Raw genomic sequence first — 20,754 nt, forward strand, 5'->3', positions numbered from 1 at the left:
CTTTTTCAAAGGAACCTCATCCACCGAAGTGGACGGGGTATCAACTTCTGGCGTTGATTTTTGGCACGCTGTTGAGTTCTCAAGGAACGGACGCTGCCTTCGTACTCACCCTCAGTAACACTTACTGGGGCTTTCCTCCGGGCTTTCGTTCTCGCGTTTCCAACTCTACCAGATCATTTCCGCGCCGTTTCCGGCTTGGATTTTAATTCGGTGGCCGTTGGAAGACCTTTGCCTTTCGGCGCTCCACCACGTTAGCGCTTTTCCCCTGCGACTCATAATCGGGCCGCTGGACTCGAATTCGGACACGCCGAATACGACCCCGCCAGGGGTGCTTCGTAGGTAGTGGGTTGGCCGCTCCGAGGGGCTGCTCTCGGCAGCGCCCCGTTCCAGCGGCTCGGGCTACGTTAGGCGCCTGCCCATGCCGAGTCAAGTCAAACGTCGGCGCGGCACATGAGCTCTGTACGGGCTCACCGTGGGGTCGTTCGTGATCCAGTAGCGGTACGGGTGGGCGGCGCCGGCGCCGCCGACGCCCGTGCGGGGGCCGTTGCTCACGAGGTCCGGGCTGGTGGCGGTACCCGTAAGGAGGGACAGGGGCGACTCGGGCCCCGTGCAGAGGTCGGCGCCGTCCAGGGAGCGGTCGACCGCCAGGGCCGTGGCCAGACGGGCCGGGCCTTTGGCCAGTTCTCGGTCACTTCTGGCTTTAAGTCGACGTTTGCGAGCGAGCTCGGCGCCCACGGTGATCTCCCCGGCCCGCAGCAGGACCCCACTCGCGTGGTCCGGCGGTCCGCACACCAGGTTGAGGCTGAACCACATGCCGTAGATGAAGTAGACGTACGCGTGACCGGGCGGGCCGAACATGGATGCGTTGCGCGCGGTGCGGCCGCGGTAGGCGTGGGAGCCCGGGTCGGCCTCCCCCTCGTAGGCCTCCACCTCGGTGATGCGCAGTTCGATGGGCCCCTCTTCTGTACGGCGGACCAGGATGCGGCCGAGGAGGTCCGGGGCCACGGTGAGGACCGGCCGGTCGAAGAAGGATCGGGTCAGGGGCGTACGGTCGGGTCGCGCGCTCATCCGGTCGAGCGTAGTGGAACGCGTCCTCCTGCAACCGGGGCCTAAGGTTCCGCGTTGATACGGGTAGTCGCAAGAGCCTTTCTAGGGGAGTCAGAGCATGGGGTTCAAGAAGCTGTTCGCGGCACTGGGTGCCGGTGGCGCCTCGGTGGACACGATCATCACCGAGCCGAACGTCGTGCCCGGCGGGATCGTCCAGGGCGAGGTCCGGATCCAGGGCGGTTCGGTGGAGCAGCAGATCGAGGGGCTGTCCGTCGGTCTCCAGGCACGCGTGGAGGTGGAGGGCGGTGACCAGGAGTACAAGCAGGACATCGTCTTCACGAAGCAGCGTCTGGGCGGCGCCTTCCAGGTGCAGGCCGGCGCCCTGCACGTGGTTCCGTTCGCGCTGGAGATCCCGTGGGAGACGCCGATCACCCACTTCGAGGGCCACCACCTGCACGGGATGAACATCGGCGTCAGCACGGAGCTGGAGATCGCGCGTGCGGTGGACGCCGGCGACCTCGACCCGATCAACGTCCACCCGGTGCCGGCGCAGCAGGCGATCCTGGACGCGTTCCGTCAGCTGGGCTTCAGCTTCCGCAGTGCGGACATGGAGCGGGGCCACATCCGCGGGACGCGGCAGACGCTGCCCTTCTACCAGGAGATCGAGTTCCTTCCGCCGTCGCAGTACCGCGGGCTGAACCAGGTCGAGCTGACCTTCGTCTCGGACGGCCGCGAGATGGACGTCGTCCTGGAGATGGACAAGAAGTCGGGGCTGTTCACCGAGGGCAGCGACACGTACCGCTGCTTCCAGGTGGGGCTCCAGTCGTACCAGGGGACCGACTGGGCGGCTTACCTGAACCAGTGGATCGCGTCCGTGGGTTCGCAGCGCAACTGGTTCTAGGCTCGGCCCGTACTGGTTCGTTACTGGTTCGCGATCAGGAGGTTCAGCAGTGGCCGAGCAGAACAGGGCACCCCTTCCGCACGACTTCCACCCGGAGGTACCGGCGTTCTCGGTGGAGAGCGCCGATCTGGAGCCCGGCGGCGACTTGGGTGAGGCCCAGGTCCTGCAGGGTGGGAACCTGTCGCCGCACCTGCGGTGGGAGGGGTTTCCGGAGGGGACGAAGAGCTTCGCGGTGACCTGTTTCGACCCGGATGCGCCGACGGGCAGCGGGTTCTGGCACTGGGTGCTCTTCGACCTGCCGGCCTCCGTCACCGAGCTGCCGGCGGGTGCGGGCAGCGGGAAGTTCGAGGGGCTGCCCGCCGGGGCCGTGCACGTGCGCAACGACTACGGCACGCAGGACTTCGGCGGCGCGGCCCCGCCGGCGGGTGAGCGCCACCGGTACGTGTTCACCGTGTACGCGGTGGACAAGGAGAAGCTCGATGTCGGCGCCGATGCCTCTGCGGCCGCCGTCGGATTCAACCTGCGTTTCCACACGTTGGGGCGGGCGCAGTTGATCGGGGAGTACGAGGCTCCCGCCGGCTGATCGTTCGCCCGCCGTTTGCCCGGTCCTGGTCTAAAGACGACCAGGACCGGGCATTTTTATTGCGTTGTCCCGCGTGGCGCGCGCGGCCAGAGTGGTCGCGGGCCCTGCTGCCAGGGTGGTCGCGGGCCTGCACACGGGAGGTGGGCGAGATGCGGGACACGCTGGTGCTGAATGCGAGCTTCGAGCCGCTGTCGACGGTGACGCTGAACCGGGCGGTGGTCCTGGTGCTCCAGGACAAGGCCGTCGTCGAGCAGTCGCATCCCGAACTGCGCGTGCGCGCCGCCACCATGGACCTTCCGATGCCCCGGGTGATCAGGTTGTGCAGGTACGTCCGGGTGCCGTTCCGAAGACACGCTCCCTGGTCGCGGAGGGGGGTGCTGGTCAGGGACCAGCACCGGTGCGCGTACTGCGGGAAGCGCGCGACGACCGTGGACCACGTGCTGCCGCGGGCACAGGGCGGCGGGGACACCTGGCTGAACACGGTGGCCTCCTGCGCCGAGGACAACCACCGCAAGGCGGCGCGGACTCCGGAGGAGGCCGGAATGCCCTTGCTGCGCAAGCCTTTCGTGCCGTCCCCGGCGGACGCCATGCTGCTGGCCCTCGGGGTCGGCGACCGGGAGGCCCTGCCGGCCTGGCTGGAGCGTACGGCCTAGCCTCCTCCGCTGAGCGACGTAGCTTCCCTACGTCGCTCAGCGGAGGAGGAGCTGGACGATCGCCAGGAGTCCGACCACGACGATGACCGCACGGAGCGCGGTCGGCGGGAGGCGTCGGCCGACCTTGGCGCCGATCTGGCCGCCGATGGTGGAGCCGACGGCGATGAGCAGGACGGCCGTCCAGTCGAACTCGGCGACGAACAGGAAGAGGACGGCGGCGATGCCGTTGACGAGGGCGGCGACGACGTTCTTGACGGCGTTGACGCGTTGCAGGTCCTCGTGGAGGAGCAGGCCCATCAAGCCGAGGTAGAGCACGCCCTGCGCGGCGCCGAAGTAGCCCCCGTACGCGCTGGAGAGCAGCATGCCGCCGAGCAGGGCGGGCCCGCCGTCGGGGTGTCCGGTGTCGCCTCCGGCGGCTTCCTGGCGGCGGCGCAGGGCGGCGGCGAGGCGCGGCTGGAGGACGACGAGGACCAGGGCCAGTCCGATGAGGACGGGCACGATCGCGTCGAAGGCGTCCGACGGCAGGGTGAGGAGCAGGACCGCGCCGGCGAGCCCGCCGACGAGGGAGACGCTGCCGAGCCGGATGATGCGGCCGCGCTGTCCCTGGAGCTCCTTGCGGTAGCCGAGGGCTCCGCTGAGGGAACCGGGTACCAGGCCGAGGGTGTTGGACACGTTCGCGGTGACCGGCGGGAGCCCGGTGGCGAGGAGCACCGGGAAGGTGATGAGGGTGCCGGAGCCGACGATGGTGTTGATGGTGCCTGCGCCGATGCCTGCGGCGAAGACGGCGAGTGACTCCCAGAGGGACATCGAGAACAGAGACGTGGACATGGACCGGGCCATCCCCTTTGCAGAGTGAGTCGCCTCCCCGCCATGAAGGTCGAGGGGCCTCACTGATCATGCACGAGGGGACGGCCGTCCCGGTGGAGGGGGTCCGAGCAGGGGTCCCGGTGGTCAGTCGATGGGGGGCTGCTCGCGGCGCTCCGGTCCGCTGCTGTCCCCCGGGGTGCCCGGCGTCTTGCCGGGGTTCTGCGGGTTGAAGCCCGGAGTCCCGCCCATGGGGCCGAAGTTGCCCATGGCGCCGGAGAGGCCCTTGAGCGCGTCCCCGATCTCGCTGGGCACGATCCAGAGCTTGTTGGCGTCGCCTTCGGCGATCTTCGGGAGCATCTGGAGGTACTGGTAGGCGAGGAGCTTCTGGTCGGCGTCGCCGGCGTGGATGGATTCGAAGACCGTACGGATGGCCTGGGCCTCGCCCTCGGCCTTCAGCGCGGCGGCCTTGGCCTCACCTTCGGCGCGCAGGATGGAGGACTGCTTCTCACCCTCGGCGCGCAGGATCTCCGACTGCCTGACACCCTCGGCCTGGAGGATCGCGGCGCGCTTGTCGCGGTCGGCCCGCATCTGCTTCTCCATCGAGTCCTGGATGGAGGTCGGCGGCTCGATCGCCTTGAGCTCGACGCGGTTGACGCGGATGCCCCACTTGCCGGTGGCCTCGTCGAGGACGCCGCGCAGGGCCGCGTTGATCTCCTCGCGGGAGGTCAGGGTCCGCTCCAGGTCCATGCCGCCGATGATGTTGCGCAGAGTGGTGACGGTGAGCTGCTCGATGGCCTGGATGTAGCTGGCCACCTCGTACGTCGCGGCGCGGGCGTCGGTCACCTGGTAGTAGATGACGGTGTCGATGTTGACGACCAGGTTGTCCTGGGTGATGACCGGCTGCGGGGGGAACGGGACGACCTGCTCGCGCAGGTCGATGCGGTTGCGGATCGAGTCGATGAACGGGACCACGATGTTGAGGCCCGCGTTGAGGGTCCGCGTGTAGCGGCCGAAGCGTTCGACGATGGCGGCGCTGGCCTGCGGGATCACCTGGATCGTCTTGACCAGTGCGATGAAGACCAGAACCACCAGAATGATCAGGACGATGATGATCGATGACATGCGGTTCCCCGTGCCCTTCCGGCTGTCTGTGCTGCCCCGTTCAGCGGAGTCTCGCAGACCCCGGGGCCGCAGGTCCGCTCCTTGGCTCACATGACGACGGCAGTGGCTCCGTCGATCTCCACCACGTCGACCTGCTGGCCCGGTTCGAAGCTGCTGTCCGCGTCGAGGGTGCGTGCGGACCAGATCTCGCCCGCGAGTTTGATCCGGCCGCCGCTGCCGTCGACGCGTTCGAGGACGAGTGCGGTTCTGCCCCTCAACGCGTCGATGCCGCTGCGGTGTTCGGGGCGTTGGTCGCGGTGGTGGTTGGCGATCGACCGGACGACGGCGATGAGCGCGACCGACACGATCACGAAGACCAGTACCTGCGCGACCACTCCGCCGCCGAAGGCCGCGGTGACGGCGGCCGCGACCGCGCCGACGGCGAACATGCCGAACTCCGGCATGGCCGTCAGGACGAGGGGGATGCCGAGCCCCACCGCCCCGATGAGCCACCACACCCATGCGTCGATGTTCACATGGTCATGGTAGGTCGGCCGGGCGCGGTCGGGACAGGGTGCGACGGTGTGCGTACGGGGTGCTAGCGGAGCGGCAGGCCCTGGGCCGTCCAGCGGTCGTTGCCGTTGCGCTCGACGACCAGCGGGAGGCCGAAGCACAGCGAGAGGTTGCGGGAGGTCAGTTCCAGCTCGATCGGGCCCGCGGTGACGACCTTGCCCTGGCGGATCATCAGGACGTGGGTGAACCCCGGGGCGATCTCCTCGACGTGGTGGGTGACCATCGCCATGGACGGCGCGAGCGGGTCGCGGGCGAGGCGGCCGAGGCGGCGTACGAGGTCCTCGCGGCCGCCGAGGTCGAGGCCGGCGGCGGGCTCGTCGAGGAGGAGCAGCTCGGGGTCGGTCATCAGGGCGCGGGCGATCAGGGTGCGCTTGCGCTCGCCCTCGGAGAGGGTGCCGAACTTCCGGTCGAGGTAGTCCGTCATGCCGAGGCGGTCGAGGAAGGCGCGGGCGCGCTGCTCGTCGATCTCCTCGTACTCCTCCTGCCAGGTCGCCGTCATGCCGTACGCGGCGGTGAGGACGGTCTGCAGGACGGTCTGCCGCTTCGGGAGCTTGTCGGCCATCGCGATGCCGGCGACGCCGATGCGGGGGCGCAGCTCGAATACGTCCACCTTGCCGAGGGTGCTGCCGAGGATGGTGGCCTTGCCCTTGGTGGGGAAGAGGTAGCTGGAGGCGACGTTGAGCAGGGTGGTCTTCCCGGCGCCGTTGGGGCCGAGGATCACCCAGCGCTCCCCCTCCTTGACCGACCAGGAGACCTGGTCCACCAGAGCCCGGCCCTCGCGGACCACGGATACGTCCACCAGCTCCAGAACATCGCTCATGAGCGTGTTGTCTCCCCTTGCAGTCTCGGATCGTCAGTGCACCTGTGGGCGCAGCCCCAGAGGAAAACCTACGCCACTCGCGGAGGCGTCCGGGCGCCAGGATGGCCGCTGGGCCCGATCCGCGGCCGTTGCGGGGCCGATCCGTAAAGTGGGGGAATGCTTTTCGAACCACGTTCAGGGCGCCTGGCCGCCTGGGGGAACGCGCTGCTGGCCGGACTGGTCTCGCCCGACGAGGCCGCGATGTCGATCGTGGGCGAGGACGCCGTGCACCGGGTGGAGGGGCTGCCCGGCGAACCGGGTCCGGTCGGGCTCACGCTGGCGCTCGGCCGGATGCGGGCGCTGGGGGTGACGGGGCTGCGGGTGGCGCTGCCGGCGCCGGGGCATCCGCTGGGGCTGAGCGGTCCGCCGGAGTTCAATGCTCGGGCGCTGGAGGCCGAGGAGGCGGTGGTCGCGGTGGGCGCGGCGCTGGGGCTGGTGCCGGAGGTGCACGAGGCCGGGCCTGCGGGTGACCTGCACGTGGAGGTGGTGTGGCACTGCCTGCCCGTACGGGAGGCGCCGCCGGCGGACGTGCCCTCGCTGGGTGAGGCCGAGCGGGAACTGGCGGAGGCGCTGCGCGAGGCGACGGTGGTGCTGACCCGGCTGGACCTGGCGGGCTCGGGGCCGGTCGCGGAGGCGGCGCTGTCGGCGTACCGGGCGCGGGCGCAGGCCGGCGGCGAGGTGCTGGCGCCGGGGTATCCGGCGCGGGCGGTGCGGGTGCTGTCGCTGGCGCAGCGGGTGGATCTGATGGTGTCGCTGGCCTACGAGAAGGGGCACGGCGGTGCGGTGGCCGCCTCGGAGATGGCGGCGCGGGCGGAGGCGCTGCGGCCGGTGGAGCGGGTGGCCCGGCGGGCGCTGGTGGCGGCGTACAACGCGCCGGTGGAGGAGCGCGAGCGGGGCTGACCCCCGTCGGTTCCGCCCCGGCCGGGTCCTGGCCGGAGCGCCGGGCCCGGCCCTCGCGCCGGCCAGGCGGGGATGCGCGCGGCGGGATGTGCCGGGCGGGGATGTGCCGCGGCCCCGCTTCCCGGGGAGAGGGGGGAGGCGGGGCCGCGGTGTCACGAGCCGGTCGAGCCGTCCGAGCCGGGGCGGCTCGCAGGGGCCGAGCCGTGAGCGGAGGGCGTCGGCGAGGGCGTCGGGGAAGGCTCAGCCGTTGACGCCGGTGTTGCCCCAGACGCCGTTCAGCAGGCCGATCACCGTCACGGTGTTGCCGACCGCGTTCACCGGGACGGCCACGGGGGCCTGGACCAGGTTTCCGGAGACCACGCCGGGCGAGTTCAGGGCCGCACCCTCCGCCGCGGCACCGCCGTGCGCCGAGGAGACACCGGCACCCGCGGCAAGGAGGCCGCCCGCGATCATGGTGACGGCAGTGGCCTTCTTGATGTTCTTCACGTTCTTCGTCCTCCAGTACGTCTGCCGCGGCCGGCCGCCTCGGCACGTCAGGAAGAACGCTCATCCGATGAACGGGATGCGCCATGTGGGCTACATACACCCGACCGTATGAATCTCGGACCGGAGCCGTACGGGGCCGCTGCGGCCGGGCTCAGTCGCTGATCCCGTGCCTGACCGCCCACAACGCCGCCTGGGTGCGGTCCGCGAGGTCCAGCTTCATCAGGATGTTGGAGACGTGCGTCTTGACGGTCTTCTCGGACAGGACGAGCGCACGGGCGATCTCCCGGTTGGAGCGGCCGTCCGCGATGAGGGCGAGCACCTCCCGCTCGCGGTCGGTCAGGGAGCCCCCGCGGTGGGTGGCGGGCTGTTCGTCCTGGGAGAGCAGGGCCTCCGCCACTTCCGGCTGGAGCAGGACGTGGCCCGCGTGGACGGAGCGGATCGCCCCGGACAGGGCCTCGGGGTCGATGTCCTTGTAGACGTATCCCGCCGCGCCGGCCCGCAGCGCCGGGACCACCGTCCGCTGCTCGGTGAAACTGGTGACGATCAGGACCCGTGCCGGGTTCTCCAGGGCGCGCAGCCTGCGCAGGGCCTCGATGCCGTCGGTGCCCGGCATCTTGATGTCCATGAGGATCACGTCGGGGCGCAGTTCTTCGGCCCGGGCCACCCCCTCCTCGCCGTCGGCGGCCTCGCCGACCACCTCGATGTCGTCCTGGACCTCCAGGAAGGTGCGCAGGCCGCGCCGGACGACCTGGTGGTCGTCGACGAGCAGCACGCGGACCCTGCGCGGCGTGTCAGCCACCGGGGACCTCCATCTCGATCGTGGTGCCCGTTCCGGGCGCCGAGTGCACGGTGAGCCGGCCGCCGACTCCGCTCGCCCGGTCCCGCATGGAGACGAGGCCGAGGTGGCGGCCGGCTCTGCGGACCGTGGAAGGGGAGAAGCCGCTTCCGTTGTCCGTGACGGTGAGGACGGCGCCGCTGCCGCGGCGGGCGAGGGCGACCTCGACGCGGCTGCCGCCGGAGTGGCGCAGCGCGTTGTGGAGGGCTTCCTGGGCGACCCGGAGCAGTGCTTCCTCCTGGGTCGCGGGAAGGGCCCGTAGCCCCGCGCAGGTGAAGGTGACGCGCGCGGTGTGGGCGCGGTCGAGTACGTGGACCTGGTCGCGGAGGGTGGCGACCAGGCCGTCCTCGTCGAGGGCGGCGGGGCGCAGCTCGGTCACGGCGGCCCGCAGTTCGTCGGCGGCCTCCGCGGCGAGGGTGGCGACCTGCTGGAGCTCGCCCTTGGCGCGGGCCGGGTCGCGGTCCACCAGGGCGGCGGCGGCCTGGGCGGTCAGGCGGAGCGAAAAGAGCTTCTGGCTGACGGCGTCGTGCAGCTCGTGGGCGAGGCGGGAGCGTTCCTCGGCGATGGTGAGTTCGCGGCTGCGTTCGTAGAGCCGGGCATTGGTGAGGGCGATGGCCGCGTGCTGGGCGAGGAGGGCGAGGAGCTCCTCGTCCTCCTCGGTGAAGCCGCCGGGGCTGCGCTTGTTCGCGAGGAAGAGGGCGCCGAGGGTCTCCTCGCCGTCCCGGATGGGCCGGCCGAGGAAGTCGGACATCTCGGGGTGGGCGGCCGGCCAGCCCTCGAAGCGCGGGTCCTTGCGCACGTCGGCGAGCCGCTCGGGACCGTCCTGGTGGAGCATCGCGGCGAGGATGCCGTGCTGGCGGGGCAGCGGCCCGATCCTCCGCCACTGCTCCTCGCTGATGCCGTCCACGACGAACTGGGCGAAGCCGCCGTGGTCGTCCGGGACGCCCAGGGCCGCGTACTCGGCGTCCAGCAGCTCCCGGGCCGAGACGACGATGGTGCGCAGGACGTCGCGGACCTCCAGGCGGCGGCTCATGGCGAGCAGCGCGGTGCTCACTGCGGCGAGGCCGCTGCGGGGTCCGCCGTGTATGGGGCTACCGGTCATGGCCTCACCGTACTCGCGGCTCTGACCTGCGGGATCGGGCTGGCGCCCGAGGGCGGGGGCCGTGCGGCCTAGTCCTCAGGTAGCGGGTGGGGCGGGGCCTTTCCCGTCTTGAGGAGGAGGGGCGTCCGGGGGGCCTGGTCCTCAGGGCGGAGAAACCGTCACGGAATGCATTGCTGTCGCAACGCATGGTGAAACTGTTACGCAGCCGATGTGAGCCCGCGCATAGGACCCAGGTCACTTACGAAGGCGCGTAGTACAGGCGTAAGGACGCCGTCAGCGTTGCGACACCTGGCGCCGGGGCCTGAATTCCAGGCTCGGCGGGGGTCCCTGATCCACTAAGCAGCATCGTACGTCACACCTTTGCCACAGGATTTTGCCCCCGCTAAGAATTGCTCTCGTCGCACAGCGCCGCGGATTCCGATCCAGGCAGCGCCTTCCTGCGGCTCCCGCTATTCGAAGAGGTTGCTCACGCATGTCCGAGACCAGCACCCCCGGTTATCGTCGCCTGACGAAGGCGCACAAGCTCTCCTTCGCCGCCGTCGCCACCCTGGGCGCCGCCGCCCTGGCCGCCACTGTCGTTCCGGCCGGTACGGCCGACGCCGACACGGCCGTCACCGCCGCCCCCGTGGCGTGGACGCAGGCCGTCGACGCGGTGCAGGCCAAGACCGTGCAGCAGCACCTCACCGCGCAGACGATCGTCGCGGACAAGCTGGCCACCGACGCCGCGAAGGTCGAGGCTGCGGTGAAGGCCCAGGCCGCCGCCAAGGCGAAGGCCGACGCCGCTGCCGCCAAGGCCAAGGCCGAGGCCGCTGCCGCCAAGGCCAAGGCCGAGGCCGCAGCGAAGAAGGCCCGCGAGCAGAAGGCCGCCGCCAGCCGCTCGGCCGCCCGCAAGCCGGTCTTCGCCAACAACCTTGACGGCTGGATCAAGGAAGCCCTCTCCATCATGAAGCGCGAGGGCATTCCGGGTACCTACGCCGGCATTCACCGCAACATCATGCGTGAGTCCAGCGGTAACCCGATGGCGATCAACAACTGGGACATCAACGCCCAGAACGGCATCCCCAGCAAGGGTCTGCTCCAGGTCATCTACCCGACCTTCAAGGCCTACCACGTCAAGGGCACCAAGTTCGACCAGTACGACCCGGTCGCCAACATCGTCGCCGCATGCAACTACGCGGCCGACCGCTACGGCTCGATGGACAACGTCAACAGCGCCTACTAAGGGCGACTGCGGGAGCAACCCCCCATGCGCGCCTCAGGGCGGCACCCGGTTCCGGGTGCCGCCCTGAGGCGTTGGTGCGTCCACATGCGACTGCTCGTCCGCGGCCGCTGCTAGTTGCGCATGACCTCGGGCTCGTGGCGGCGCAGCAGGCGCTGCACCGCGAAGCCGCAGGCGATGCCGAGGGCGAGCAGGACGAAGACGTCCAGCGTCCACTGGCCGGCCGTGGCATCCCACAGCGGGTCGGTGTTCTCCGGGTGCTCGACGTCCCACGGCGCCATCAGCTTGCCGAGGTTCAGGGTGGTGCCGGCGGCGGCGATGGCCCAGCGGGAGGGCATCAGCCAGGCGAACTGCTCCAGGCCGGGCTTGTCGTAGATCTGGAACAGGATGCCCGTGAAGACGACCTGGACGATCGCGAACATGACCAGCAGCGGCATGGTCTTCTCGGCGGTCTTCACCAGCGAGGAGATGACCAGGCCGAACATCATCGACGTGAAGCCCAGCGCGATGACCGAGATGCAGATCTCGGCGGCCGGGGACATGAACAGACCCTCGGCGGGGAGCTTGCGCGGGCCGAAGCCGATGGCGCAGATGATCACGCCCTGGACGGCCGTGATCACACCGAGGACGATCACCTTCGACATGAGGTACGCCGTCCGGGACAGGCCGGTCGCGCGTTCCCGCTCGTAGATGACCCGTTCCTTGATCAGTTCACGGACCGAGTTGGCGGCGCCCGAGAAGCACATGCCGACCGCGAGGATCAGCATGATCGTGCCGGCGTCGCCGTTGAAACGGCTCGGCGGGGTCGGCGGCGCGAGGCCGAACTTCGCCGGGATGACCGTGGAGACGATGCCGAGGACGGCGGGCAGGATCAGCATCAGGGCCATGAAGCCCTTGTCCGAGGCGATCACGGAGACGTAGCGGCGGATCAGGGTCCACAGCTGCGCACCCCAGGCCTGCGGCTTCGGCGGGATCATCTGCTGCGGCGGCATGGCGACGGACTGCGGGGCGACGGCGTCCAGGTCGGCGGCGTACAGCTGGTAGTGCTGCGAGCCCTTCCAGCGGCCGGCCCAGTCGTAGTCGCGGTAGTTCTCGAACGCCGAGAAGACGTCCGCCCAGGTGCTGTAGCCGAAGAAGTTCAGCGCCTCGTCCGGCGGGCCGAAGTACGCGACCGAGCCGCCCGGGGCCATGACCAGCAGCTTGTCGCACAGACCCAGCTCGGCGACGGAGTGGGTGACGACCAGGACCGTGCGGCCGTCGTCCGCGAGGCCGCGCAGCAGCTGCATCACGTCGCGGTCCATGCCCGGGTCGAGGCCGGAGGTCGGCTCGTCCAGGAAGATCAGCGAGGGCTTGGTGAGCAGCTCCAGGGCCACCGACACGCGCTTGCGCTGACCGCCCGAGAGCGAGGTGATCTTCTTGTCCTTGTGGATGTCGAGCTTGAGCTCGCGCAGCACCTCGTCGATGCGCGCGGCGCGCTCGGACTCCGCGGTGTCACCGGGGAAGCGGAGCTTGGCCGCGTACTTGAGGGCCGTGCTGACCTTCAGCTCCTTGTGCAGGATGTCGTCCTGCGGGACCAGGCCGATGCGCTGGCGGAGCTCCGCGAACTGCTTGTACAGGTTGCGGTTGTCGTAGAGCACGTCGCCCTGGTTGGCGGGGCGGTAGCCGGTCAGGGCCTTGAGCAGGGTGGACTTGCCGGAGCCGGAGGGGCCGATGACGCCGATGAGCGACTTCTCCGGGACGCCGAAGGTGACGTCCTTGAGGATCTGCTTGCCGCCGTCGACCGTGACCGTGAGGTGGCGGGCCGAGAAGGAGACGTCACCGGTGTCGACGAACTCCTCAAGGCGGTCGCCGACGATCCGGAACGTCGAGTGGCCGACGCCGACGATGTCGTTCGGGCCGAGCAGCGCGGTGCCGGACTTGGGCAGCGGCTGGCCGTTGACGTAGGTGCCGTTGTGGCTGCCGAGGTCGTGGATCTCGAAGCGGCCGCCGGTGGAGCGGAACTCCGCGTGGTGGCGGGAGACCTGGAGGTCCGAGACGACGAGCTCGTTCTCCAGGGCACGGCCGATGCGCATGACGCGGCCGACGGCGATCTGGTGGAACGTCGTCGGGCTGCGGTCGCCGCCGTAGCCGGGAGCAGCGGCGCCCTGCGGGGCGGCGGCGCCCTGCTGGTGCGGGAACTGCTGCTGCTGTGGCTGCTGATAGCCGTGGTGCTGCTGAGGCTGCGGCTGGGCCTGGGCCTGCTGGGCCTGGGCCTGGTAGGGCGCCTGGTAGGCGGGAGCCTGGGCGGCGACCGGTGCCTGGTAGGCGGGAGCCTGCTGCGGCACGGCCTGCTGCGGCGCGGCTTGCTGCGGCGCGGCGGCGGCGCTCAGATTCAGCCGCGGGCCGTCGGTGGCGTTGCCGAGGTGGACCGGCGTACCGGGCACGAGTTCGGTCTGCTGGACCCTCGCGCCGTGCACGTACGTGCCGTTGGTGCTGCCGTGGTCTTCGAGGCCCCAACCCCTGCCGTTCCAGGCGATGGTGGCATGCCGCCACGACACCCGGGCATCGTCGATCACCACGTCTCCCTGGGGGTCACGCCCCAGCGAGTACGACCTGGACGGATCGAGCGTCCAGGACCTTCCATTCAATTCCAGTACGAGTTCCGGCACTCCAGCCCCACTTAGGTCCCCCGAGAATCCCCCTGGCCGTCAGGGAGTCCGACGTCAGGGAGTCTAGGGATGGCGAACATCCGGGGGAACTATTTCAGGCCTGGGGCCACATGTGGAATCGGGGCCCGGCAGCGGCGTCCAGGCCTGCCTGTTGACGGTGTCGAAAGCCACCCGGAGAGTGCGATACGGGACTTCTCGCCGCCCCGACCCCCGCCCCGGCCGGCCGGCCGCTGCCATCCGCACCCTCCTGACGCGGGCGGTGCAGAGCCGCCGCCCCGAAGCATGCCACGGGCCCCGGCGGCGGCTCCGCGCCGGCCCGAACCGGGGGCCGACCACCTCGCTCGGGCCCGCCCACAGCCGGACAGGATCGGGGGCCGGCGCGCCGGGCGATGCAGGGCCCCCGCACGCGGAGCCGCGCCACGCGGGGCCCGGTCGCGGCTCCGCCACAGCCCGAGCCCCCTCGGGCCGCGGGCTCGCTACAGCCGGCCGTGCGCCCGCGCGCCCAGGCGGTGCAGGGCCCCGCACGCGGAACCGTGCCACGTGGGGCCCCGGTCGCGGCTCCGCGACAGCCCGAGCCACGAGCCGACCGCCTCCGGCCGCGGGCTCGGCCTCAGGCCGCGTCACCGCTGCCGCACCTTCGGGGCCGGGTGCCCAGCCCTGGGCGACGCCCCGGGCGCAAAGGTGGGGTCCGGGGGCGGCCCCCTCGGCACCGCGGCCGTGCGGCTGCACGGAGGGCCGGGATGAGGCCCGGGCCACTGGGGGCGGGTTCCCCGCCAGGCACTGGGCCCCGCGGCGGGACCGAGGGGCCGAGCTGGCCGGCAGGCCTTCCAGCCGGGCGGGGGGCGCTGTACCCCAGGCGGGGAGGTGTGGGCCTAACTGAGGCCCGGGCCGCTGGGACGGAGACACCTGGCTGCCAGGCCCCAGGCGGTGCGGAGGCTTCAAGACGCGGCGGGCCGCAGGGACCGGAGCTACGAGCCGCACCCGATCAGGCACCCCAGAGGCTCCGGTGCACGACCCCACCGCCCGACCCGGGCTTCGGACCCCGGCCGACGGCGGGGCCGCGGGGCGGGGTGTGCGTTCGAGACCCGACGGGCTGGCCCCGGGCCCGGGCCGCACGGGCCGGGACATTCGAGAACCGGCAGGCAGGCGCCGGGCATGCGGCCCGAGCCATGTCGCAGGCGGCCGACCGGACCTGGGTTTTGGCCCCCGCCTGCGGGTTCGGAGGTTTCGGCGCCTGGCAGGTCGGCGCTCCGGGCACTCGGCGGGTCCGGGGCTTCGAGCCCCGACAGGCTCGGGCTCCGGGGCCCGGCCAGGCCGCAGCGGCCGGGCGTTCGCGAACCGGCAGGCAGGCTCCGGCGCGGACCACGGGGCCCGAGCCATGCCACCCGGGCCCCCGGCAGCCCCGGAGCCTCGGAGCCCGGCACATCGGAGGCTTCGAGTCCCCTCGCCCGGCCCGGCGCACCCCCGCCGTGCCCCGGGACTTCGGGGCCTGGCGAATCCGGGGCTTCGAGGCCCCGGCCGTACCCGGCGCTTCGGGCCCCTGGGCAGGTCCGCGGCTCCGGGCCCCGCCCGGCCCGTGGCTTCGCCGCCCAACCCCGGGGCTTCGCCTCCCGCCCTGCCCGGAGCTTCGGGGCACGGTGGGTCCGGCGCTTCGGCCCACGCCCGGCCCGGCGCTTCGCCCCCCGCCCGGCCCGTGGCTTCGCCGCCCAACCCCGCGGCTTGGCCGCCCCGGCCCTGCCCGAAGCTTCGAGGCACGGCGGGTCCGGGGCTTCCGGGCCCGCGCCCGGCCCGGGACTTCCGCCCCCCGCCGGGCCGGAGGCTTCGGCCCCCACCGAACCCAGGGCTTCGGGGCCGCCGACTGGCAGCTTCGGGGCCCGGCAAAGCCGAGGCTTCGAAGCTGGCCGCACGGCCCGGGGCACCCCCGGGCACGCCCAGGGCTTCGGGACACCCGGCAGGCCCGGCGCTTCGGGACCCCAGCCGAGCCCGAGGCTTTGCGCCACGCCGAGCCGCAGCTTCGGGGCCCGGCGAATCCGAGGCTTCGAGGCCCCCGCCCGGCCCGGGCAGCCCGGCAGGTCCGGAGCCCCGCCCCCGCCGAGCCCCCGGCTTCGGGGCCCGGCGGGTCCGGAGCTTCGGCCCCCCGCCGAACCCGGGGCTTCTGCCCCCGCAGGGCCGGAGGCTTCGACCCCACCGAACCCGGGGCTTCGGGCCCCGCCCGGCCCGGGGCTTGGGGCCCGCCGGCCGCCCCCTCGGGCCCCGCCCAGCCGCCCCCTCGGGCCCCGGCCGGGCGCGCGGCCGGGGGCAGGGCGGGGAATGGACCGGGGACGGGGGGTGGCGGGGCGGGAAGGGCGGGGTACGGCACGGGGGTGGGTGGGGGAAAAGGTTCCGGCAGGTGGGACGGGGGTCCTGTCCTCGGGGGCGGGAAGATACGGTGAGAGCACCATGAGCGCTTCGCAGACCTCCGACGTCCCCACCCTCCTCGTCAAGATCTTCGGCAAGGACCGTCCCGGGATCACCGCCGGGCTGTTCGACACCCTGGCCGCCTACTCCGTCGACGTGGTCGACATCGAGCAGGTCGTCACCCGCGGCCGCATCGTCTTGTGCGCCCTCGTCACCAAGCCCGTCGCCGGCACCGAAGGCGAGCTGCGGGCCACCGTCCACAGCTGGGCCGAGTCGCTCAAGATGCAGGCGGAGATCCTCTCCGGCACCGGCGACAACCGGCCCCGCGGCAGCGGCCGTTCCCATGTCACGGTGCTCGGGCACCCGCTCACCGCCGAGTCCACCGCCGCCATCGCCGCCCGGATCACCGCGACCGGGGGCAACATCGACCGTATCTTCCGGCTCGCCAAGTACCCCGTGACCGCGGTCGAGTTCGCCGTCTCCGGCTGTGAGACCGAGCCCCTGCGCACCGCCCTGGCCACCGCCTCCGCGCACATCGGCGTCGACGTGGCCGTGGTCTCGGCCGGTCTGCACCGCCGGGCGCAGCGGCTGGTGGTCATGGACGTGGACTCGACCCTGATCCAGGACGAGGTCATCGAGCTCTTCGCCGCCCACGCGGGCTGCGAGGCCGAGGTCGCCGAGGTGACCGAGCGGGCCATGCGCGGCGAGCTGGACTTCGAGCAGTCGCTGCACGCCCGGGTCGCGCTGCTGTCCGGGCTCGACGCCTCCGTCGTGGACAAGGTGCGTGCCGAGGTGCGCCTCACCCCGGGTGCCCGGACCCTCATCCGCACCCTCAAGCAGCTCGGCTACCAGGTGGGTGTCGTCTCCGGCGGGTTCACGCAAGTGACGGACGATCTGCAGGAGCGGCTGGGGCTGGACTTCGCCTCCGCCAACACCCTGGAGATCGTCGACGGCAAGCTGACCGGCCGGGTCACGGGCGAGATCGTGGACCGGGCCGGCAAGGCCCGGCTGCTGCGCCGGTTCGCCGAGGAGGCGGGGGTCCCGCTGTCCCAGACGGTGGCCATCGGCGACGGCGCCAACGACCTGGACATGCTGAACGCGGCCGGTCTGGGGGTGGCCTTCAACGCAAAGCCGGTGGTCCGGGAGGCTGCGCACACCGCCGTGAACGTGCCGTTCCTGGATGCGGTGCTCTACCTGCTCGGCGTCACCCGCGAAGAGGTCGAGGCCGCCGGTCTGACCACCTGATCGAAACGGGCCCCGGTGCCGTGCGCGCCGGGGCCCGTCCTCGTGCGGGTACGGCGGGTGCGGACCGCGCCCGTCAGTGCTCCTTGGGGGTCCAGTAGTCCAGCAGGGTGCCGACGCCGTGCTCCAGGGACTTCCAGGAGCCGGTGAAGGAGAGGACGGCGAGCGCAGCGGTGGGGAATCCCGTACGGCTCATACGGGCCAGGGTGTCGCCCTCCGCGCGTCCGGAGAGGGCGTCGGCGAGGGCGTGCATGCCCGGGTTGTGGCCGATGACGATGAGGTTCTCGACCTCGTCGGACGTCTCGTTGAGCAGGGCGATGAGCTCGCCCGGCGAGGCTTCGTACAGCCGCTCCTCGTACGAGGTCTTCGGCCGGTGCGGCAGCTCGTGGACGGCGAGCTTCCAGGTCTCGCGGGTGCGGGCGGCGGTGGAGCAGAGGGCCAGGTCGAAGGTGATGCCGGTTTCGGCCAGCTTCAGACCGACGGCCGGTGCGTCCTGGCGGCCTCGCTCCGCCAGCGGGCGGTCGTGGTCGGACACCTCGGGCCACTCGGCCTTGGCGTGCCGGAGGAGGACGATCCTGCGGGGTGTGTCGGCGCTCATGGCTCCCAGCTTCGCATGAAACCGGCCACGGGGCGCAGGGTGTTGGGGGCTTGCGGCCCTCCGCGGGATCAGCTGACGGCGCGCAGCAGCTCTGCGGCGGTGTGGACCAGCGGGGAGCCCTCGCCGGTGACGGCGCTCGCCTCGCCGGAGCCGGCGAGGAGCAGCAGGAGGAGGACGAAGGCGAGCACCGGCAGGGCCAGCGCCCACCAGTGCAGCCGTGCGTCGGCGCCGGCCGGCAGGCGGGCCCCGGTGACTCGGGGGGCGGGGGTGTGCGTGGGGGCCGACATGGCCGCCTCCGTGGGTGTGCGGGTGGACTGGCTCGCTCGCTTCGAATCTATGGATCCGAAGCGGCGGCTCCCATCCGGGGCGCACCCCAGTTCACCCTGAGCCTGGCCCCCTAGGGGTGGGTGGGGATACCCCTACCCCCGCGACGGGGGCGCGCCCGGTCACGGGGAGGCCGTGCTCGCCCGCCCGGTCACGGGGAGGCGATGCTCGCGATGACGGAGATGATCACGGTCACGACGAGCATCGCGCCGAGCACGAGGCCGAGCTTCTTGTGGCTGTTCTGGGGGTTCGGTTCGAGTACAGGCGACATGCCGTTCAGTCTCCCATGCCGCATTCGTCCTCGATGGTGCGGTCCCGTCCGGCCAGGATGCCGAGGGCGATCTGCGGCAGGAGCAGGCCTGCCATCAGGGTGAGGGGTAGGTCCCAGCCGCCGCTGTGCTGGTAGAGGGTGCCGATGACGAGCGGCCCGGGGATGGAGATGAGGTAGCCGACGCTCTGGGCGAAGGCGGACAGCTTGACGACGCCGGCCGGGGACTTGGCGCGCAGCCCGATCATGGTGATGACCAGCGGGAAGGCGCAGTTCGAGACGCCGAGCAGGAGGGCCCAGGCCCAGGCTCCGGCGGCGGGCGCGAAGTGCAGGCCCGTGTAGCCGACGAGACCGAAGACGCCGAGGGTGGCCGCGATGGCGCCCTGGTTCTTCATCCGGCCGGCCAGGCTGGGGATGACGAAGGCGAGCGGCACGCCCATGACCATGGTGACGGCGAGGAGGACGCCCGCCGTTCCTGCGGAGACCCCGGCGTCACGGAAGATCTGCGGCAGCCAGCCCATGGTGATGTACGCCCCGGTGGCCTGGAGGCCGAAGTAGCAGGCCAGGGCCCAGGCGGTGCGGCTGCGGACGACCCGCGGGCCCGCGTCGGCCCGTCCGCCCCGGCTCTGCGCGGGGACGGAAGCGACACCGGTAGCAACACCGGAAGCCGCGCCGGAAGCACCGGCAGCCGCACCGGAGGCCGAAGCAGGGGCTGGCGCCGACGCGGACCCGGGGGCCCGCTGCTCCCGGCGGACGGCGGCGGCGACGGGCAGCCAGGGCAGTACGGCGGTCACGGCGAGCACGGCCCACACGAGCAGGCCCGTACGCCAACTGCCGCCGAGGGCCGTGGTCATCGGTACGGTCGCGGCAGCGGCGAGCGAGGTTCCGACGGCCAGGGCCATGGAGTAGAGGCCGGTCATGGTGCCCACGCGGTCGGGGAACCAGCGCTTGACGATCACCGGCAGCAGCACGTTGGTCAGGGCTATGCCCGCCAGGGACAGGGCGCTGGCGGCGAGGAACCCGGCGGCTCCCCCGGCGAAGGGCCGGATGAGCAGGCCGGCGGCGACGGCGGCCATGCCCGCGCAGACGACGGCGGCGGGCCCGAAGCGGCGGGAGAGCCGGGGCGCGGTCACGCCGAAGACGGCGAAGCAGAGGGCCGGGACGGAGGTGATGAGTCCGGCGACGGTGCCGCTCATGCCGAGGCCCGTGCGCACCTCCTCGAAGAGGGCGCCGAGGCTGGTGATGGCGGGCCGCAGGTTGAGGGCGGCCAGCACGATGCCGACGACGAGGACCGGGCCGAGCCAGCGGGGCTGCGGGGCGGCGGGGGCCGGAGACGGGAGTGCCGTGTGCGCGGCCGGAGGCCGGTTCAGGGTCGGGGTCTGGGTCTCTTCGTCTGGCATACCGCCATCATAGAATCATGGGATGATTGGTTGTCCACCCTGCTGGTGGCCCATCCCTCGGAGAGGACCCGTCCCGCCATGCCGCTGACCTCGCCCCGGCGCTCCGCTCTCGTCGACCAGGTGATCGCCCAGCTCAGGAACCAGATCACCTCGGGTGAATGGCCGGTCGGCAGCCGCATCCCGACCGAACCGGAGCTGGTGGAGCTGCTCGGGGTGGCCCGCAACACCGTGCGGGAGGCTGTCCGGGCCCTCGCGCACAACGGCCTCCTGGACATCCGGCAGGGTTCGGGTACGTACGTGATCGCCACCAGCGAGCTGGCCGGGGTGATGCACCGCCGCTTCGCGGGGGCCGACCCGCGGCACATCGCGGAGCTGCGGTCGACGCTGGAGTCCTCGGGGGCCCGGCTGGCGGCCGAGCGCCGCACCGCGCGGGACCTGGGGCAGCTGGACGCGCTGCTGGCACGGCGCGAGGAGGCCTGGGCGAGCGGGGACGCGGAGCTGTTCGTGGCGGCGGACGTGGCGCTGCACATGGCGGTGGTGGCGGCCTCGCACAACGAGGTGCTCATCGAGCTGTACGCGGACCTCGGGGACCTGGTGGCGGACTGGCTGCGCTCGGACGTGGGCACGGAGCTGGATCCGGCCGCCCATCTGGACCACGCCCGGCTGATCGAGGCCATCCGGCGGGGGGACGGGGACGCGGCCGCGTCGGAGGCGGCGGGCTACCCCTTCGCCTGCCTGGGCAGGACCTGACCTCGTCCACCCGGGCGCGAGTGGCCGCAGGCGACCCGACCCCGGATGACGTGACGGCAGG

General features: G+C 71.9%; 20 protein-coding genes. 7 read left to right on the plus strand and 13 right to left on the minus strand.

The window, feature by feature from the left end; genetic code table 11:
* Positions 1-426: 426 nt before the first annotated feature.
* On the minus strand, positions 427-1,068 hold the full coding sequence (locus tag AC0666_RS12300; RefSeq protein ID WP_478707563.1) for a DNA-3-methyladenine glycosylase: 642 nt from the start codon (positions 1,066-1,068) through the stop codon (positions 427-429).
* A gap of 97 nt (positions 1,069-1,165) precedes the next feature.
* Here AC0666_RS12300 and AC0666_RS12305 point away from each other — a divergent pair, with 97 nt between their 5' ends.
* From AC0666_RS12305 to AC0666_RS12315, 3 genes are all read left to right on the plus strand, one after another.
* The gene (locus AC0666_RS12305) at positions 1,166-1,948 is read left to right on the plus strand and encodes a sporulation protein (RefSeq protein ID WP_356853691.1); all 783 of its coding nucleotides are present in this window, start codon (positions 1,166-1,168) and stop codon (positions 1,946-1,948) included.
* Between the two features lie 49 nt (positions 1,949-1,997).
* Entirely contained in the window at positions 1,998-2,531 is a 534-nt protein-coding gene (locus AC0666_RS12310; protein WP_478707564.1) for a YbhB/YbcL family Raf kinase inhibitor-like protein, read from the plus strand.
* A gap of 149 nt (positions 2,532-2,680) precedes the next feature.
* Positions 2,681-3,184, plus strand: coding sequence for an HNH endonuclease (locus AC0666_RS12315; RefSeq protein WP_361716851.1), 504 nt, complete (start codon positions 2,681-2,683; stop codon positions 3,182-3,184).
* 36 nt (positions 3,185-3,220) lie between these two features.
* On the opposite strand, the gene AC0666_RS12320 is transcribed toward AC0666_RS12315, so the two are convergent.
* From AC0666_RS12320 to AC0666_RS12335, 4 genes are all read right to left on the minus strand, one after another.
* Complete coding sequence (locus AC0666_RS12320; RefSeq protein ID WP_478707696.1) at positions 3,221-3,991, minus strand: sulfite exporter TauE/SafE family protein; 771 nt, start codon at positions 3,989-3,991, stop codon at positions 3,221-3,223.
* Positions 3,992-4,135: 144 nt separating this feature from the next.
* Entirely contained in the window at positions 4,136-5,113 is a 978-nt protein-coding gene (locus AC0666_RS12325) for an SPFH domain-containing protein (RefSeq protein ID WP_361716854.1), read from the minus strand.
* An 86-nt stretch (positions 5,114-5,199) separates the two neighbouring features.
* Positions 5,200-5,628 carry an NfeD family protein gene (locus AC0666_RS12330; protein ID WP_468584542.1) on the minus strand — a complete coding sequence of 143 codons (429 nt, stop codon included), beginning with the start codon at positions 5,626-5,628 and terminating at the stop codon, positions 5,200-5,202.
* Between the two features lie 62 nt (positions 5,629-5,690).
* Entirely contained in the window at positions 5,691-6,485 is a 795-nt protein-coding gene (locus AC0666_RS12335) for an ABC transporter ATP-binding protein (RefSeq protein ID WP_361716859.1), read from the minus strand.
* A 156-nt stretch (positions 6,486-6,641) separates the two neighbouring features.
* On the opposite strand from AC0666_RS12335, the gene AC0666_RS12340 reads away from it, so the two are divergent.
* The gene (locus tag AC0666_RS12340) at positions 6,642-7,424 is read left to right on the plus strand and encodes a hypothetical protein (RefSeq protein ID WP_468966574.1); all 783 of its coding nucleotides are present in this window, start codon (positions 6,642-6,644) and stop codon (positions 7,422-7,424) included.
* Positions 7,425-7,664: 240 nt separating this feature from the next.
* On the opposite strand, the gene AC0666_RS12345 is transcribed toward AC0666_RS12340, so the two are convergent.
* The 3 genes from AC0666_RS12345 to AC0666_RS12355 all read right to left on the minus strand — a co-directional run bounded on the left by AC0666_RS12345 (position 7,665) and on the right by AC0666_RS12355 (position 9,832).
* Positions 7,665-7,910 (minus strand): chaplin, encoded by a 246-nt coding sequence (locus tag AC0666_RS12345; RefSeq protein WP_468584545.1) that lies wholly within the window; start codon positions 7,908-7,910, stop codon positions 7,665-7,667.
* A gap of 151 nt (positions 7,911-8,061) precedes the next feature.
* Positions 8,062-8,709 carry a response regulator transcription factor gene (locus tag AC0666_RS12350; protein WP_356853704.1) on the minus strand — a complete coding sequence of 216 codons (648 nt, stop codon included), beginning with the start codon at positions 8,707-8,709 and terminating at the stop codon, positions 8,062-8,064.
* A complete protein-coding gene (locus AC0666_RS12355; RefSeq protein ID WP_468584824.1) occupies positions 8,702-9,832 on the minus strand; it encodes a GAF domain-containing sensor histidine kinase in 1,131 nt (376 codons plus the stop codon). The genes AC0666_RS12350 and AC0666_RS12355 overlap by 8 nt, the downstream gene beginning before the upstream one ends.
* A 487-nt stretch (positions 9,833-10,319) precedes the next feature.
* On the opposite strand from AC0666_RS12355, the gene AC0666_RS12360 reads away from it, so the two are divergent.
* Positions 10,320-11,069 carry a transglycosylase SLT domain-containing protein gene (locus AC0666_RS12360; RefSeq protein WP_468966577.1) on the plus strand — a complete coding sequence of 250 codons (750 nt, stop codon included), beginning with the start codon at positions 10,320-10,322 and terminating at the stop codon, positions 11,067-11,069.
* Between the two features lie 110 nt (positions 11,070-11,179).
* On the opposite strand, the gene AC0666_RS12365 is transcribed toward AC0666_RS12360, so the two are convergent.
* Positions 11,180-13,714 carry an ABC transporter ATP-binding protein/permease gene (locus AC0666_RS12365; RefSeq protein WP_478707565.1) on the minus strand — a complete coding sequence of 845 codons (2,535 nt, stop codon included), beginning with the start codon at positions 13,712-13,714 and terminating at the stop codon, positions 11,180-11,182.
* Between the two features lie 2,439 nt (positions 13,715-16,153).
* On the opposite strand from AC0666_RS12365, the gene serB reads away from it, so the two are divergent.
* Positions 16,154-17,356, plus strand: coding sequence for a phosphoserine phosphatase SerB (gene serB, locus AC0666_RS12370; protein WP_468966583.1), 1,203 nt, complete (start codon positions 16,154-16,156; stop codon positions 17,354-17,356).
* A 73-nt stretch (positions 17,357-17,429) separates the two neighbouring features.
* On the opposite strand, the gene AC0666_RS12375 is transcribed toward serB, so the two are convergent.
* The 4 genes from AC0666_RS12375 to AC0666_RS12390 form a co-directional block, all read right to left on the minus strand.
* Positions 17,430-17,951, minus strand: coding sequence for a SixA phosphatase family protein (locus AC0666_RS12375; protein ID WP_468966586.1), 522 nt, complete (start codon positions 17,949-17,951; stop codon positions 17,430-17,432).
* 68 nt (positions 17,952-18,019) lie between these two features.
* Entirely contained in the window at positions 18,020-18,238 is a 219-nt protein-coding gene (locus tag AC0666_RS12380) for a hypothetical protein (RefSeq protein ID WP_478707566.1), read from the minus strand.
* A 188-nt stretch (positions 18,239-18,426) separates the two neighbouring features.
* Complete coding sequence (locus tag AC0666_RS12385) at positions 18,427-18,546, minus strand: SGM_5486 family transporter-associated protein (protein WP_356853966.1); 120 nt, start codon at positions 18,544-18,546, stop codon at positions 18,427-18,429.
* 5 nt (positions 18,547-18,551) lie between these two features.
* On the minus strand, positions 18,552-19,943 hold the full coding sequence (locus tag AC0666_RS12390; protein WP_468966590.1) for a CynX/NimT family MFS transporter: 1,392 nt from the start codon (positions 19,941-19,943) through the stop codon (positions 18,552-18,554).
* Between the two features lie 78 nt (positions 19,944-20,021).
* Between AC0666_RS12390 and AC0666_RS12395 the strand changes: the two genes are divergently transcribed.
* The gene (locus AC0666_RS12395) at positions 20,022-20,693 is read left to right on the plus strand and encodes a FadR/GntR family transcriptional regulator (protein ID WP_468967552.1); all 672 of its coding nucleotides are present in this window, start codon (positions 20,022-20,024) and stop codon (positions 20,691-20,693) included.
* Positions 20,694-20,754 lie beyond the last annotated feature (61 nt).

This window comes from Streptomyces sp. NPDC043680 (genome assembly GCF_056436685.1).